The organism is Rhizobium leucaenae USDA 9039 (assembly GCF_000426285.1).
GTDB classification, from domain to species: domain Bacteria; phylum Pseudomonadota; class Alphaproteobacteria; order Rhizobiales; family Rhizobiaceae; genus Rhizobium; species Rhizobium leucaenae.
The window spans coordinates 84,227-98,539 of the sequence record NZ_AUFB01000004.1; the positions used below are offsets into that span (position 1 = coordinate 84,227).

17 protein-coding genes are annotated in these 14,313 nt (G+C 59.0%); 6 read left to right on the plus strand and 11 right to left on the minus strand.

What is annotated here, in order from left to right:
• Nucleotides 1-33 precede the first annotated feature (33 nt).
• A complete protein-coding gene (locus K290_RS0107415) occupies nucleotides 34-1,290 on the minus strand; it encodes an MFS transporter (RefSeq protein WP_028751311.1) in 1,257 nt (418 codons plus the stop codon).
• Between the two features lie 133 nt (nucleotides 1,291-1,423).
• On the opposite strand from K290_RS0107415, the gene K290_RS0107420 reads away from it, so the two are divergent.
• A complete protein-coding gene (locus K290_RS0107420; RefSeq protein WP_028751312.1) occupies nucleotides 1,424-1,717 on the plus strand; it encodes a YggT family protein in 294 nt (97 codons plus the stop codon).
• Nucleotides 1,714-2,028: a DUF167 domain-containing protein gene (locus tag K290_RS0107425; protein WP_028751313.1), complete on the plus strand. Its 315-nt coding sequence runs from the start codon at nucleotides 1,714-1,716 to the stop codon at nucleotides 2,026-2,028. The genes K290_RS0107420 and K290_RS0107425 overlap by 4 nt, the downstream gene beginning before the upstream one ends.
• On the opposite strand, the gene ppa is transcribed toward K290_RS0107425, so the two are convergent.
• From ppa to K290_RS0107445, 4 genes are all read right to left on the minus strand, one after another.
• Nucleotides 2,029-2,562: an inorganic diphosphatase gene (gene ppa / locus K290_RS0107430; RefSeq protein WP_028751314.1), complete on the minus strand. Its 534-nt coding sequence runs from the start codon at nucleotides 2,560-2,562 to the stop codon at nucleotides 2,029-2,031. It lies immediately after the preceding gene.
• A gap of 204 nt (nucleotides 2,563-2,766) precedes the next feature.
• Nucleotides 2,767-3,273, minus strand: coding sequence for a GNAT family N-acetyltransferase (locus tag K290_RS0107435; RefSeq protein ID WP_028751315.1), 507 nt, complete (start codon nucleotides 3,271-3,273; stop codon nucleotides 2,767-2,769).
• Between the two features lie 207 nt (nucleotides 3,274-3,480).
• Nucleotides 3,481-5,298 (minus strand): translational GTPase TypA, encoded by a 1,818-nt coding sequence (gene typA, locus K290_RS0107440; protein ID WP_028751316.1) that lies wholly within the window; start codon nucleotides 5,296-5,298, stop codon nucleotides 3,481-3,483.
• 190 nt (nucleotides 5,299-5,488) lie between these two features.
• Nucleotides 5,489-6,172 carry a glutathione S-transferase family protein gene (locus tag K290_RS0107445; protein ID WP_028751317.1) on the minus strand — a complete coding sequence of 228 codons (684 nt, stop codon included), beginning with the start codon at nucleotides 6,170-6,172 and terminating at the stop codon, nucleotides 5,489-5,491.
• A gap of 79 nt (nucleotides 6,173-6,251) precedes the next feature.
• Here K290_RS0107445 and K290_RS0107450 point away from each other — a divergent pair, with 79 nt between their 5' ends.
• On the plus strand, nucleotides 6,252-6,755 hold the full coding sequence (locus K290_RS0107450; RefSeq protein ID WP_425337583.1) for a MarR family winged helix-turn-helix transcriptional regulator: 504 nt from the start codon (nucleotides 6,252-6,254) through the stop codon (nucleotides 6,753-6,755).
• Nucleotides 6,756-6,853: 98 nt separating this feature from the next.
• On the opposite strand, the gene K290_RS0107455 is transcribed toward K290_RS0107450, so the two are convergent.
• Nucleotides 6,854-8,917 carry a M3 family metallopeptidase gene (locus K290_RS0107455; protein WP_028751319.1) on the minus strand — a complete coding sequence of 688 codons (2,064 nt, stop codon included), beginning with the start codon at nucleotides 8,915-8,917 and terminating at the stop codon, nucleotides 6,854-6,856.
• A 96-nt stretch (nucleotides 8,918-9,013) separates the two neighbouring features.
• Complete coding sequence (locus K290_RS0107460) at nucleotides 9,014-9,655, minus strand: LysE family translocator (protein ID WP_028751320.1); 642 nt, start codon at nucleotides 9,653-9,655, stop codon at nucleotides 9,014-9,016.
• Nucleotides 9,656-9,815: 160 nt separating this feature from the next.
• Here K290_RS0107460 and K290_RS0107465 point away from each other — a divergent pair, with 160 nt between their 5' ends.
• Nucleotides 9,816-10,298, plus strand: a complete 483-nt coding sequence (locus K290_RS0107465; RefSeq protein ID WP_028751321.1) for a MarR family winged helix-turn-helix transcriptional regulator — start codon at nucleotides 9,816-9,818, stop codon at nucleotides 10,296-10,298.
• A gap of 77 nt (nucleotides 10,299-10,375) precedes the next feature.
• Here K290_RS0107465 and K290_RS0107470 read toward each other — a convergent pair whose 3' ends face one another.
• The 3 genes from K290_RS0107470 to K290_RS0107480 all read right to left on the minus strand — a co-directional run bounded on the left by K290_RS0107470 (nucleotide 10,376) and on the right by K290_RS0107480 (nucleotide 12,250).
• Nucleotides 10,376-11,599 carry an argininosuccinate synthase gene (locus K290_RS0107470; RefSeq protein ID WP_028751322.1) on the minus strand — a complete coding sequence of 408 codons (1,224 nt, stop codon included), beginning with the start codon at nucleotides 11,597-11,599 and terminating at the stop codon, nucleotides 10,376-10,378.
• 73 nt (nucleotides 11,600-11,672) lie between these two features.
• Nucleotides 11,673-12,008 carry a type II toxin-antitoxin system RelE/ParE family toxin gene (locus tag K290_RS33900; protein WP_037135095.1) on the minus strand — a complete coding sequence of 112 codons (336 nt, stop codon included), beginning with the start codon at nucleotides 12,006-12,008 and terminating at the stop codon, nucleotides 11,673-11,675.
• Nucleotides 12,005-12,250, minus strand: coding sequence for a type II toxin-antitoxin system ParD family antitoxin (locus tag K290_RS0107480; RefSeq protein ID WP_028751323.1), 246 nt, complete (start codon nucleotides 12,248-12,250; stop codon nucleotides 12,005-12,007). The genes K290_RS33900 and K290_RS0107480 overlap by 4 nt, the downstream gene beginning before the upstream one ends.
• Nucleotides 12,251-12,336: 86 nt before the next feature.
• Here K290_RS0107480 and K290_RS0107485 point away from each other — a divergent pair, with 86 nt between their 5' ends.
• Together K290_RS0107485 and K290_RS0107490 are read left to right on the plus strand one after the other, a co-directional pair.
• Nucleotides 12,337-13,191: an SDR family NAD(P)-dependent oxidoreductase gene (locus K290_RS0107485; protein ID WP_028751324.1), complete on the plus strand. Its 855-nt coding sequence runs from the start codon at nucleotides 12,337-12,339 to the stop codon at nucleotides 13,189-13,191.
• Nucleotides 13,192-13,254: 63 nt separating this feature from the next.
• A complete protein-coding gene (locus K290_RS0107490) occupies nucleotides 13,255-13,896 on the plus strand; it encodes a LysE family translocator (protein WP_028751325.1) in 642 nt (213 codons plus the stop codon).
• Here the strand turns inward: K290_RS0107490 and K290_RS0107495 are convergent.
• Complete coding sequence (locus tag K290_RS0107495) at nucleotides 13,880-14,308, minus strand: hypothetical protein (protein WP_028751326.1); 429 nt, start codon at nucleotides 14,306-14,308, stop codon at nucleotides 13,880-13,882. The genes K290_RS0107490 and K290_RS0107495 overlap by 17 nt on opposite strands.
• Nucleotides 14,309-14,313: the final 5 nt, after the last annotated feature.

The window sequence follows — 14,313 nt, forward strand, 5'->3', positions numbered from 1 at the left end:
GCGCAGTTACCATCATGACAAGAAAATTGTGGCTTATGCCACCTGCGGCTCGCCCCCACGATCCGGCGCATTCAGGCTATCAATCCGGCGCAATTGCGGGAAGCCGCCTGCCCAGATGATCGCGACGGCCAAGGTGCCGATGCCGCCGATGACGACGGCGGGGATGGCGCCGAAATAATGCGCCATGGTGCCGGCGCGGAACTCGCCGAGTTCGTTTGATGCGCCGACGAAGACCATGTTCACGGCATTGACGCGGCCGCGCACATGATCCGGCGTCCAGAGCGTGATCAGAGTTTCGCGAACATAGACCGAGATCAGGTCGGAGGCGCCCATGAGGGTAAGCGCTGCGATCGACAGCCATGGCGTATGCGAAATGCCGAAGATCAATGTTCCCACGCCAAACATTGCAACGCCGCTGAACATGTAAATCCCGGCACGGTGCCGGATGGGATAGGTCGCCAGAAACAAGCCCATGGCAATGGCGCCGAAGCTTGGAGCGGCGCGCAGCAAACCAAGGCCCCACGGACCGAGTGTTAGAATATCGCGCGCATAGACCGGCATCAGCGCTACGGCACCGCCGAGCAGCACGGCAAAGAGATCGAGCGAGACCGCGCCGAGCACCACCTTTTCCGACCAGATGAACCGGAAGCCGGCGAGAATCTCATTCAAGCTTCTGGATTCATGCGCAACACGTTGCTGCGGTTTTGGAATGAGGAAAGTCAGCAGCGAACCGGCGGCGAAAAACAGGACAGCGACGGTATAGGAAATGCTCGGACCGATGCCGTAGAGCAGGCCGCCCGCAACGGGGCCGAGAATGGCGGCCGCGTCCCAGGACATTGAATTCCAGGTGACCGCGTTCGACAGATCTTCCGGCGGAATGAGGTTGGGCGCCAGCGATTGCGTTGCCGGCGTCATGAAGGCGCGCTCGATGCCGAAGACGGCGAGGATCACGAACACCGGAAGCGGCGCGAAGGTACCGGACACAGTCAGGAACAACAATGCCGCAGTACAGATCGTGCCGACGAAAATGCAGATGGCGGCCACCATCCGCCTGTTATAGCGGTCAGCGACAGTGCCGGTCACGAGGATCAGGAGCAGCGAAGGCAGGAACTGGACCAGACCTATCAGGCCGAGATAGATCGGATTGCCGGTATGATCATACATCTGCCAGCCGACGGAGACGCTGACCACTTGCGTTGCGAAAGCCGTCAGAAAACGGGCGAAGAAAAAATAGGTGTAGGCAACATGCCTGAACGCGGCAAACCGGTCACCGCTCGGAACCGACGACATGAGATGAGGCTTTCCGGCCGGCACTCCTGAGACCTCGGCCTGTTAAACATGATTCAGCGTGCTTCAAAGCATGGGACTTGCCCGTTAAGTCGCCAATGTCTACATGTCTGTCAACCGCGAAATGGAGACGGATATGCTCGCCTTATTTCAAACCATTGATCTGGCTTTGAATCTTTATACTTGGGTGCTGATCGCCAGCGCTATTTTTTCATGGCTCTATGCATTCAATGTCATCAATTCGAGCAATCAGTTCGTCAACTCGGTTGGAAGTTTTCTCTATGCGGTCACGGAGCCGGCACTCCGTCCGATCCGGCGCGTGCTGCCCGATCTCGGCGGCATCGATATTTCGCCGATTATCCTGCTGCTGATCATCTTCTTCTTCCGTTCCCTGATGTGGAATACGCTTTATCCGCTCGTCGGCCGGTGAGCGAGGACTGGCAGGTTTTTGCCGACCATGTGAGACTATCTGTCCGGCTCACGCCCAATGGTGGACGTGATGCGATCGACGGATTGGAGACCGGTGCCGATGGCGAGGCGTTTCTCAAGGCGCGCGTCTCCGCGGTGCCGGAAAAGGGCAAGGCCAACAAGGCGCTGATCGTGCTCATCGCCAAGAACCTCAGCATCCCCAAATCCCCGATCAGCCTGATTTCCGGCGACACCGCGCGTAAAAAAATCCTCCGGATCGATGGCGACCCGGAGGATTTGATAGGCAAGCTGAACGCTATATCGAAGACCTGATCACTTCGCCTTCTTGGCGCGCTCGATCGCTTCAAGAATGAGCTCGCCGGCTTCCTTCGAGCCCTTCCAGCCGTAGATCTTCACCCACTTGCCGGGCTCCAGATCCTTGTAGTGCTCGAAGAAATGCTCGATCTGCTTCACCGTGATTTCCGGCAGGTCGGTATATTCCCTGACCTTCTCGTAACGCAGTGTCAGCTTCGGCGAGGGAACGGCAATGATCTTTTCGTCCTTGCCGGAATTATCTTCCATCATGAGCACGCCGATCGGGCGGACGTTGATGACACAGCCCGGAACCAGCGGGCGGGTGCTGGCGATCAGCACGTCGATCGGGTCGCCGTCTTCGGAGAGCGTGTGCGGGACGAAGCCGTAATTGCCCGGATAGGTCATCGGCGTGTAGAGGAAACGGTCAACGACCAGCGTGCCGGCGTCCTTGTCCATTTCATACTTGATCGGATGGCCGCCGACCGGAACTTCAACGATGACGTTGACGTCTTCGGGCGGGTTCTTGCCAATGGAAATCGCGTCGATGCGCATGCGTCTCCCCTAATAAGGATGGTTGCTGCCAGCCAGATAATCGGAATCATGACGCAACGCAACAAGGCATTGGACAATGGGGGATTTTAATCGATTGTCGCAACGGGCGTCTCAACGCATGTCGCGCAACGGTTTTGCAATAACGACATGCGCAAAATCAAGAGCCTAAAGCGCAAAGAGCAGTCTGAAAAACCGCGACACGCTTTAGGGCCAGACGAAGCCGATCTTCTTGAGCTGCTTGCGGTCGAAGGTCTCGATACCCTCACAAAAATCCGCGCCGCCTTGGCCGCGATAGAAGCGGTCGGCATTCTCGTTTTCCTCAAGGCACCAGACGACCAGCCCCTTGCAGCCGAGCGACTTCAACAGCCGGCGCGCTTCGCCGAAGAGAAGCCGGCCAAGGCCGATGCCCTGATATTCCGGGCGAAGATAGAGCTCGTAAATCTCGCCTTCCTGAGGCAGTGCGCGGGCGCGGTTGAGGCCGAGCGTAGCATAGCCGGCGATCTCGCCGGCGACATCGAGAACCAGAAGCGTCGCCGGGCCACTGGTCGCCTTGCGCCACCAGGCTTCGCCGCGGCGCTCGATCATCTGGCTGAGCGCGCGGTGCGGAATGATGCCGGTATAGGCGTACTGCCAAGACTGGCGGTGCACCTCGGAAATGGCCCGGGCATCATGCGGTTCAGCCCGCCGAACATCGATCGACAACGTCTTCATAACGTCTACTCTGGTCCCGCCAGCGAAAATTAACCATCCACAAATCATGCAGACAGATGATTTGCCCACAGTCTTTACCTGTGGACGACTGCTGAAAATTAACCCCTTTTTAACCTTTGCAACAAGGGCTCAAAAATCGAACACACAAAATAAAACCCCGGCACAGGGGCCGGGGTCAATTCGTCCGAAGCGGTACAAGTCGCTCTATTATGCGTAGCGAGCCTTCTCGAAACGCTTACGCTCGTTCGGATCGAGGTACATTTTGCGCAGGCGGATCGACTTCGGCGTGACTTCGACCAGTTCATCGTCCTGGATCCAGGAGAGTGCGCGGTCGAGCGTCATGCGGATCGGCGGGGTCAGCTTCACGGCTTCGTCCTTGCCGGCGGCGCGGATGTTGGTGAGCTTCTTGCCCTTCAGCACGTTGACTTCGAGGTCGTTGTCGCGGGAGTGGATGCCGATGATCATGCCGGCATAGACCTTCTCGCCGGCGTCGATGATCATCGGGCCGCGGTCTTCCAGGTTGAACAGAGCATAGGCGACGGCTTCGCCGGCTTCGTTGGCGAGCAGCACGCCGTTGACGCGGCCGCCGATTTCGCCCTTGTACGGCTGGTAGTCATGGAACAGACGGTTCATGACGGCGGTGCCGCGCGTATCCGTCAGAAGTTCCGACTGGTAGCCGATGAGGCCGCGGGTCGGTGCGAAGAACACGAGACGGACGCGATTGCCGCCGGACGGACGCAGCTCCGCCATTTCTGCCTTACGCTCCGACATCTTCTGCACGACGATACCGGAATGCTCTTCATCGACGTCGATGACGACTTCTTCGATCGGCTCGAGAAGCTCACCGCTCTCATCCTTGTGCATGACGACGCGCGGACGCGACACGGCAAGCTCGAAGCCTTCGCGGCGCATGGTTTCGATCAGGACGGCGAGCTGCAATTCGCCGCGGCCGGAGACGTAGAACGAGTCCTTGCCTTCGGCTTCTTCGATCTTCAGCGCAACGTTGCCTTCGGCTTCCTTGAACAGACGGTCGCGGATCACGCGCGAGGTGACCTTGTCGCCTTCGGTGCCGGCATAGGGGCTGTCGTTAACGATGAAGGACATGGTGACGGTCGGCGGATCGATCGGCTGCGCGATCAGCGGCTCGCTGACCTGCGGGTCGCAGAAGGTATCGGCGACCGTGCCCTTGGAAAGGCCGGCGATGGCGACGATGTCACCCGCTTGCGCTTCCTCGATCGGCTGGCGTTCGATGCCGCGGAAAGCGAGGATCTTGGAAATACGGCCGGTTTCGATCGTGCTGCCGTCGGCGTGCAGAACCTTGACGGCCTGGTTCGGCTTGATCGAGCCGGAATGAATGCGGCCGGTGATGATGCGGCCGAGGAAGGGGTTGGCTTCCAGGATGGTGCCGATCATGCGGAAAGGACCTTCGCCGACGGTCGGCTCCGGAACGTGCTTGACGACGAGGTCGAGAAGCGGGCCGAGACCTTCGTCCTTCGGACCTTCCGGCGAATAGTTCATCCAGCCGTTTCGGCCCGAGCCGTAGAGGATCGGGAAATCGAGCTGCTCGTCGGTGGCGTCGAGGTTGGCGAAGAGGTCGAAGACCTCGTTGATGACTTCGTCGGCCCGAGCGTCCGGACGGTCGATCTTATTGATCGCAACGATCGGGCGCAGGCCAACCTTCAGCGCCTTGCCGACGACGAACTTGGTCTGCGGCATCGGGCCTTCGGCAGCGTCGACAAGAACGATCGCGCCGTCCACCATCGACAGGATGCGCTCGACTTCACCGCCGAAGTCGGCGTGGCCGGGGGTGTCGACGATGTTGATGCGGGTATCCTTCCAGACGACCGAGGTCGCCTTGGCGAGAATGGTGATGCCGCGTTCCTTTTCCAGGTCGTTGGAATCCATGACGCGTTCGGCAACGCGCTGGTTCTCGCGGAAGGAGCCGGACTGCTTCAGAAGCTCGTCAACGAGGGTGGTTTTCCCATGGTCAACGTGCGCGATGATCGCGATGTTGCGAAGTGCCATAATCTTGTATCTCTGAGGCTGGGGCGCGGTATGAAGTGAACACGCCAATTTCATTTGGCGCGCTCATACCCTTTTTTTCGCGTCTGCGAAAGGGGGGAGGCAAGAAAGCCGCGCTAAGCCTGGCTTTGCGCGTCAGGAGCACGTTAAACCTGTCTGTGCGCAATCGCCTTAGTCCCGATTCCGCTAATCCTTAGGCACCGAGCTTCAGCAGCCACGCATCATGATCCACCAGGAAGACTTTGAGGCGGTCGGGATAGTCGTGCGTCACCGCATTTCGCACGCTTTGCCGTGATGCCAATTCTGCACGCCATGCCGTGACACGCGGCAGCGTATCGAATATGCCGGTCGGCATGATGGTGTCGAACACGTCAAAATAACGGAAGATCGGTGCGAAGACCGCATCGACTAGGCTGAAGGCTCCGCCAGCGAAAAATGGTCCGTCGTTCAATTCGGTCTCAACACGACCGAACTTGTCGATGAGCGCCTTGCGCTTAACCTCATAGGTCGCTTCATCTTTAGCGGTCTCAAAACCCCATAAATCCGAAAGGACGGAGGAGCCAAACTCGATCCAGCCGCGATGCCGGGCACGAGCCAGAGGATCAGCCGGATGGAGCTTGGCGCCCGATTGGGTTTCCTCGAGATATTCGCAGATCACTGCGCTCTCGAACAACACTGTTTCTGTGCCGTCGCCCTGCCTCACGATCAGAAGAGGCACCTTGCCGAGCGGAGAAATGGCGAGAAACCAATCAGGCTTTGCCGACAGATCGACATAGCGGAGCTCGAACGGCACCGCCTTCTCGGTAAGCGTGATGACAGCCCGCTGAACGTAGGGGCAAAGATGGTGGCTGACGAGGATCAACTTCGCGTCGAACATGAAATCTCCTATTACCTAGTCCAAGCGAATGGAGCATGGAAATATCTCCACGGATATAGATGTAATTGCATCTATATGCATGCTTGCCAAATTGGTCAATATAAATGTAATTGCATCTATGTCCGATAATTCAGATTTCGAATCCCCGCAGCCCTCCCCAGCCATCACGCGAGCATGGGTGCGCCTCATGCGCACTCAGCAAATCGTCCTTGCGGCGATCGAGCAGGACTTGAAAGCAGCCGGCCTGCCGCCGCTCGGCTGGTATGACGTGCTGCTGGAATTGACGCGGGCGACAGACGGCAGACTGCGTCCCTACGAGATCGAGGAGCGCACGCTCCTAGCCCAACACAATCTGTCTCGCCTTCTTGACCGCATGGAAAAGGCTGGTTTTGTTCACCGTGAGGTATTTTCGGAGGATGGCCGGGGCCGCTGGGCGGTTATCACCGAGGCAGGAATTGCCATGCGGAGCGACATGTGGACTGTTTATGCCTCAGCGCTTCAACGCCATCTGGGTGACAAGCTGGACGACATCCAAGCCGATCAATTGAGTGAACTGTTAGCTCTGCTCTCGCGCAGGTCCTGATTTACCTGGCCAAATCAATCCGATCAGACACTGCCGCACACATCGGCCGCCAAAGTTGACCTTGGCGACTGAGCTTCGCTGCGTACCCAACGCAAAGATCAGGCCGCCAGCCCCTTCTTCTTCAGCATTGCATCCGGGCTCGGCAACTTGCCGCGGAAGGCCTTGTAGGCATCTTCCGGGTCGATCGAGCCGCCGACGGAATAAATGTTGTCCTTCAGCTTTCCGGCCATATCCGGATCGAAGGCATCACCGGTTTCCTCGAAGGCGGCGAAGGCATCGGCATCCAGCACTTCCGACCACATGTAGGAGTAATAGCCCGCCGAATAGCCGTCGCCGGAAAACACGTGCTGGAAGTGCGGGGTGGCGTGGCGCATGACGATCGAATTCGGCATGCCGATATCCGAAAGCACTTCGGCCTGCACCACCATCGGGTCCTCGACGGCGCCACGCGTGTGAAAAGCCATATCGACGAGCGCCGAGGAGGTGAATTCCACTGTGTTGAAGCCGGCATTGAAGGTGCGGGCGGCAAGAACCTTGTCGAGCAAAGCCTGCGGCATCGGCGCGCCGGTCTCGTAATGGACGGCATATTCCCTGAGGATCGCCGGCACGGTCAGCCAGTGTTCATATAGCTGCGACGGCAGCTCGACGAAATCGCGGGAAACGCCGGTGCCGGACACCGAAGGATAGGTGACGTTGGAGAGCATGCCGTGCAGTGCATGGCCGAATTCATGGAACAGCGTGCGGGCATCATCGAGCGACAGCAGCGCCGGCTTGCCTTCAGCGGGCTTGGCGAAATTGCAGACATTATAGATGATCGGCAGTTCGCCGACGTGACCATTCTTCAGCGGCAATTTGTGCTGCGACTGAAACGAGCTCATCCACGCGCCGGAACGCTTGGAGCTGCGGGCGAAATAATCGCCGAGGAACAGCGCCACTAGTTTGTCCGAGCGATCGCGGATCTCGAAGACCCGCACGTCGGGATGATAGGTGGGAACGCCCTTCTGCTCGACGGCGCGAATGCCGAAAAGCCGGCCGGCAACATCGAAGCAGGCGGCGATGATCTTTTCGAGCTGCAGATAGGGCTTCAGCTCCGTCTCGGAGAAATCGAACTTCCGTGTCCTGATCTTTTCCGCATAATGCCGCCAATCCCAAGGCATGACCTCATGATTGCGGCCTTCTTCAGCGATCAGCGCGGCGATGTCAGCCTCTTCCTCGCGAGCACGCTCCACCGCCTTCGCCCAGACCGTCTTCAGCAGTTGGTTCACGGCCTCCGGAGTCTTGGCCATGGTGTTGTCGAGCTTCAATTCGGTATAGTTGCCGTAGCCGAGCAATTCGGCCTTCTCGGCTCTCAGCGCCAGCGTCTCCTTGATGATCTTGCGATTATCCGTCTCGCCGCCGTTCGCGCCGCGTGCCACCCATGCTTTGAACGCCTGCTCGCGCAGATCCCGACGCTCGGACGAAGCCAAAAACGGCTCGATGATCGAGCGCGACAGAGTGACGGCAAATTTGCCCTCTTCGCCGCGCTCGCGCGCCGCCGCAGTCATCGCGTCCCTCAGGAAATCAGGAAGGCCGGCAAGATCGGGCTCTTCGGAGAGGATCAGTGCCCAGCCCTTTTCGTCGGCAAGAACATTCTGTCCGAACTGCGCGCCGAGCCCCGCCAGCGTCTCGTTGATTTCGGCGAGCCGTTCCTGCTCTGCCTTCGCCAGCTTGGCGCCCGACTTTACAAAACCCTTCCAATGCCGTTCCAGCACGCGGGTCTCTTCCATCGTCAGGCCAAGGTCCTCACGCGCTTCCCAAAGTGCATCGATGCGGGCAAAAAGCGCGGCATTCATGCCGATCTTCGAATAGTGCCGCGACATTTTCGGCGCGATCTCCCGCTCCAGGGTCTGGATCACCTCGTTGGTATGCGCCCCAGCCCGATTCCAAAATAGAGCGGAAACGCGCGACAGCTCGTCACCGGCGATTTCGAGCGCGGTAACGGTGTTGGCAAAAGACGGCGCTTCACCATTGTCGGCGATCGCATCGATTTCCGCGTCATGGGCCGCAAGCGCTGCGTCAAAGGCAGGCGCAAAGTCGACGTCTTTCACGGCATCGAAGCGCGGCAATCCCTGATGTCCGGTCCATTCGACGAGCGCTGGGTTGACGGCGGTTTGGGAGGACATGCAAGGCATCCTTTCGGCAGGCATCTGATCGAAGCACGATATAAGACCCTCCGCGCCAAATTGGTATGGCGAGGGTGGAACAAAAAAGAGGAACGGTCAGGCCTTGCGCCAGCCGAGCAGGCCGGGCGTCGCATGCCACAATGCCTGCGCCGCAAAGCCCATGAACAACACGCCGGAGCAGCGCACGATCAGCCGCTCATGCGCACGGTAGAAACGCCGGACGGCGCCTGCGCCGATAACGCCGATGAGAATAATGTCGGCCGTGACGAAGCCGACGAAAGAAACGGTGAGCAGCAGTGGCAGCGCACTGAACGTCAATGCGCCCGCCGACCCCGCCACCAGCGCTGTAAACGTTGCCAGCGCCACCGGATATCCTTTCGGATTGGTGACACCGAAGATCAGGCCACGGCGGAAGGGGCGGTCGACAGTCAGCAGGGCCTTGCCATCCCTCTTCGGCTTGGCGGTGAAGGCATTCCAGCCGATCCAGGCAAGATAGAAACCGCAGAGCAAGCCGAGCACGTCGAATACGACGGTGCCGATAGTTTTCGCGCCGATGATCGCAATCAGCGCGAGCGAAGACCAAATGATGTCCCCGACCAAATGACCGCTTACGAAGAAGGCGCCAGCCTTCCGCCCCTGCCCCGCGCCGATGCCGAGCAGCGCCAGGAAAGCCGGTCCGGGAATGAGCACATAGAACAGCGCCGCCAAAAAGGCGCCGACGATAAGTGATTGCGTCATATTGGAAGTTCCCGCTGGTGATCGGCACAGATTAACCACGCGTCGAATCGGGTCAAGCTAAACAAGTCCCTTGAAACAGGAAGAATCCGTTGAATTTGGGGGGCGAAATCACTAAAGATTGATCGGGGCCTAAAAACAGAGCGTAAGTAGGGAAGCGCTTATGAGCAGCAGGATAGATACGGATTCGCTTGCCTTTCTGGTGGCGGATTGCGCGCGATTGATGCGAGCGGCCTTTGAACGGCGCATCATGGTCGCGGGATTGGGTTTGACCGCGGGTGAAGCGCGCACGCTGATTCAGGTCGCCGCCGTCAATGGCAGCCGTCAACTCGATATTGCCACGCGAATGGGGTTGGAGCCGATGACGGTCAGCGCCTTTCTCGACAAGTTGCAGGCCCGCGGCCTGATCGAGCGTCAGCCCGATCCACTTGACCGCCGCGCCAAGCGCATCGTGCTGTCTGAGGCGGCCGGCGCCAAGCTGAAGCAGATCGGTTGCGAGATCTACGCGGTGGAAAAGGACGCGATGCAGGGCTTCGATCACGGCCTGCAGGATGAGCTCCATCATGCGCTCCGTGCATTCCGCAGCAATCTGCAGAATGCGGAGCTGCCGGCAGAGATGGAACGCGAATTGAGGGCTGCCGAGTAATCCGGCCGTTTTTTATCCAAAAATAAAAACCCGCCTCCGACAATCGGAAGCGGGTTCGTATTTCATCGCGAAGCTGATTACTTCGACAGATTGCGCTTGCCGAGCGTACGCAGACGCAGCGCGTTGAGCTTGATGAAGCCTGCCGCATCCTTCTGGTCGTAGGCGCCCTGGTCGTCTTCGAAAGTGACGAGCTTGTCGGAATAGAGCGACTTCGGGCTTTCGCGGCCGATAACCATGACATTGCCCTTGTAGAGCTTCAACGTCACTTCGCCTTCCACATGCTCCTGGCTCTTGTCGATCAGGGCCTGCAGCATTTCGCGCTCCGGCGAGAACCAGAAGCCGTAATAGATCAGCTCGGCGTAACGCGGCATCAACTCATCCTTGAGGTGAGCGGCACCCCGATCGAGCGTAATGGATTCGATGGCGCGGTGGGCGGCGAGCAGGATCGTACCGCCGGGTGTTTCGTAGACGCCGCGCGACTTCATGCCGACATAGCGATTCTCGACAAGGTCGAGGCGACCGATACCGTTGTCACGGCCGTAATTATTGAGCGTAGAGAGCAGCGTTGCCGGGCTCATACGCTCACCGTTGATCGAAACGGCATCGCCCTTTTCGAAGCCGACCTTGATGATCGTCGCCTGGTCGGGAGCGGCCTCCGGCGAAATCGTGCGCATGTGCACATATTCCGGCGCTTCCTGCGATGGATCTTCCAGAACCTTGCCCTCGGAGGAGGAGTGCAGCAGGTTGGCATCGACGGAGAACGGCGCCTCGCCCTTCTTATCCTTGGCAACCGGAATCTGGTGCTTTTCGGCGAATTCGAGCAGGTCGGTACGGCTCTTGAACGACCAGTCGCGCCACGGCGCGATAATCTTGATGTCCGGATTCAACGCATAGGCTGACAATTCGAAACGGACCTGGTCGTTGCCCTTGCCGGTCGCGCCATGGGCAATCGCATCGGCGCCGGTCTTCTTGGCGATCTCGATGAGGTGTTTGGAGATCAGCGGCCGGGCAATCGAGGTGCCGAGCAGGTAGACGCCTTCATAAACGGCATTGGCGCGGAACATCGGGAATACGAAATCGCGCACGAATTCTTCGCGTACATCCTCGATATAGATTTCCTTGATGCCGAGCATCTCGGCCTTCTTGCGCGCCGGCTCCAGCTCTTCGCCCTGGCCGAGATCCGCGGTGAAGGTGACGACTTCTGCGCCAAGCTCCGTCTGCAGCCACTTCAGGATAATCGAGGTGTCGAGACCGCCGGAATAGGCGAGGACGACTTTCTTCACGTTCTTATGTGATGCCATGGTGATGAGGTCCGTTTCAATGCGAGCCCGCGGAGACGCCCGCAAACCCTTTGTCGCGGCACTTTTAGCGAGATTATCGCGAGGCGCAAGGGGAAGCGCGGTGGAGACCGTTGCAGAACAACGTCAGAGATGTGCGCCAATATTCATCCGCTGATGAAGGATGCGAACGATCGTAATCGTCTGAGCGGCGTCTTTGTAGATAATGAAGTGTGAGCCGGAGGCCAAAGCGAGAGGGTTTGATACTACCGACCTTACGGCCGCGCGCGATACCCTTTGCCAAAGCATGACAGCGATCACGCAGAGCGAAGACATAATCCTCCGCCTGCTCATAACCCCATTTTTCCTCGGTATAGTCGTAGATTTGATCGATGTCGGACGCTGCCTTGGGCAAGAAGACCAAATTCTTCATCGCTGATTGCGCAACTTTCGCTTTCCTTCGATAAATCCGTCGAAGTCAAACTCCTCCGGCTCTCCCGAAGCCTCGCCTTCAGCAATAGCGGCCGCAATGGCTGCTATTTCCGCTCGGCTGCGCAATAGCTTCAGCGCGGCGTCGATGACCTCGCTCGGCGAACCGTAGTGGCCATGGCTGATCTGCTCGCCGATGAATGCTTCCATCTGCTCGTCGATCTCTACGGACACATGCTTTGTCACAGGCGCGACCTCCGGTCGGTTTGACTTGATTACGGAAAATACCATATTCGGCGGCGACCAAACAATGCCTAGGGAGGGCGCCGCTCGTGACGGACATTCAAGAGATTTTCAAGAAAGCCAATGTTGCCGTCATCACCGGCGGCGCCTCCGGCATCGGCCTTGCCGCGGCCAAATATTTCGCAAGTCTCGGCATGAGCGTCGCCATCGCCGATCTCGGCGGCGATCGGCTGGCCGATGCACGCGCCGAACTCGCAGCAATCGCCGACGAAGACCAGATCATGGCTGTCGAAACCGACGTTGCCCGGAAGGAGTCCCTCGAAGCTCTCGAACGCGCCGTCCTGCAGCGTTTCGGTCGGGTGCACGTACTGATGAACAATGCCGGCATCGGCCCGGAAACTTCGATTTTCGGCGCGCAGGCCGGCTGGGACAATATTCTCGGCGTCAATCTGCTGGGGGTCATCAATGGTACGCGCGTCTTCGGACCCGGTATGCTGGCCCATGGCGAGCCTGGCCTGATCATCAACACCGGCTCGAAGCAGGGCATCACCACGCCGCCCGGCAACCCCGCTTACAATGTTTCCAAAGCCGGCGTGAAGGTCTTCACCGAGGCGCTGCAGCATGAGCTGCGCAACACTGCGGGCTCAAAGATTTCCGCGCATCTCCTCATCCCCGGCTTCGTTTTCACCGGCTTGACCAAGGGCGACCGCAAGGAAAAGCCGGCGGGCGCCTGGACAGCGGAGCAGACGGTCGATTTCATGGTCGAGAGCATCGAGCGCGGCGACTTCTACATTCTCTGCCCGGACAATGACGTTGCGCGGCCGACGGACGAGCGCCGCATGCTCTGGGCCGCAGGTGATATCATCGAAAACCGCCCGCCGCTGTCGCGCTGGCATCCCGATTACGCCGACAAGTTCAAGGCATTCCTGGAAAAGAAGGACTGATTGGCAAAGTACAGAAAGCCGGATAAAAACGTTGATCCTTTTATCCGGCTTTCGGAGCATGCCATGGACTTCATACCCAGCCTGCCGACCCTTCTTGCTTTCTCGGCTGCAAGCCTGCTGCTGGCGGCGACCCCCGGCCCCGATATGACCCTGTCGATCAGCCGTGCACTGGCGCAGGGCAAGAAGGCAGCACTCTTCGTGGTCCTCGGCACCAGCTTCGGCATCGTGGTGCATACCTTTCTGGTGGCTTTCGGCGTTTCGGCGCTGATTACCGCCTCACCGCTCGCCTTCACCATGTTGAAAACCGGTGGTGCTGCCTATCTGCTGTGGCTGGCGATCCAGGCGATCCGTTTCGGGTCCAGCCTGTCGGTCAAGAAGGTTGATGTGGCAAAGGGTACGCCGCTCGCCAATGTCTCCACCGGTTTCTGGGTCAACCTGCTGAATCCGAAGGTCATTATCTTCTTCATGACCTTCCTGCCGCAGTTCGTCACCGCGGGAGACCCGGCAGTCACGCAAAAGCTTCTCTTTCTGGGCTTCTTCTTCATCGTGATCGGCATGCCGGTCAACACGCTCGTCGTGCTTGCCGCCGACGGTCTGTCGACGTGGCTGCAGAAGAACCGCGGCGTCATGCGCGGCCTCGACTATGTCTTTGCGAGCGTCTTTTCGCTCTTTGCCGTGAAGATCTTTCTCACCCATTCCCGCTAAGTATGGGACCGCGACCGGCAAACCGGCCGGCGATCCACCAGTAGACGGTGGCGCTGGCGATGCCCAGGAAAGCAAAACAAACGACGATGGTGATCAGATTTAGGGTCTGCGGCCGTTCGACACTCCCGGAGATCAGAACGGATGCCGACGCCGACAGCATGGCGCCGTAGATGGCATAACCGTACCAGCGGCGCATGCGGCGCCATTCGAAGATCGCAATGACGACAAGCGATGGCAGGACGCTGACGATTATCGCGAGCTTGGTCAGCGCAACGGTGAGCACGAAGAGCTCGGGGGCAGCCGTTCCGGGCATCGTCCAGGCGGCAACGCAAGCCAGCACGAAGCCCATCAGAACACAGGCCCCGAGATAGCCCCACAGAAGCCGTATCGGCCTACGCAAACCGCGAAGCACGGATA

What these genes read in the sequence shown, in the direction of transcription:
- K290_RS0107415 (WP_028751311.1), bottom strand. Translation starts at nt 1,290, where the DNA reads ATGTCGTCGGTTCCGAGCGGTGACCGGTTTGCCGCGTTCAGGCATGTT.
- K290_RS0107420 (WP_028751312.1), top strand. Translation starts at nt 1,424, where the DNA reads ATGCTCGCCTTATTTCAAACCATTGATCTGGCTTTGAATCTTTATACT.
- ppa (WP_028751314.1), bottom strand. Translation starts at nt 2,562, where the DNA reads ATGCGCATCGACGCGATTTCCATTGGCAAGAACCCGCCCGAAGACGTC.
- K290_RS0107435 (WP_028751315.1), bottom strand. Translation starts at nt 3,273, where the DNA reads ATGAAGACGTTGTCGATCGATGTTCGGCGGGCTGAACCGCATGATGCC.
- typA (WP_028751316.1), bottom strand. Translation starts at nt 5,298, where the DNA reads ATGGCACTTCGCAACATCGCGATCATCGCGCACGTTGACCATGGGAAA.
- K290_RS0107445 (WP_028751317.1), bottom strand. Translation starts at nt 6,172, where the DNA reads ATGTTCGACGCGAAGTTGATCCTCGTCAGCCACCATCTTTGCCCCTAC.
- K290_RS0107450 (WP_425337583.1), top strand. Translation starts at nt 6,252, where the DNA reads ATGCTTGCCAAATTGGTCAATATAAATGTAATTGCATCTATGTCCGAT.
- K290_RS0107455 (WP_028751319.1), bottom strand. Translation starts at nt 8,917, where the DNA reads ATGTCCTCCCAAACCGCCGTCAACCCAGCGCTCGTCGAATGGACCGGA.
- K290_RS0107460 (WP_028751320.1), bottom strand. Translation starts at nt 9,655, where the DNA reads ATGACGCAATCACTTATCGTCGGCGCCTTTTTGGCGGCGCTGTTCTAT.
- K290_RS0107465 (WP_028751321.1), top strand. Translation starts at nt 9,816, where the DNA reads ATGAGCAGCAGGATAGATACGGATTCGCTTGCCTTTCTGGTGGCGGAT.
- K290_RS0107470 (WP_028751322.1), bottom strand. Translation starts at nt 11,599, where the DNA reads ATGGCATCACATAAGAACGTGAAGAAAGTCGTCCTCGCCTATTCCGGC.
- K290_RS33900 (WP_037135095.1), bottom strand. Translation starts at nt 12,008, where the DNA reads ATGAAGAATTTGGTCTTCTTGCCCAAGGCAGCGTCCGACATCGATCAA.
- K290_RS0107490 (WP_028751325.1), top strand. Translation starts at nt 13,255, where the DNA reads ATGGACTTCATACCCAGCCTGCCGACCCTTCTTGCTTTCTCGGCTGCA.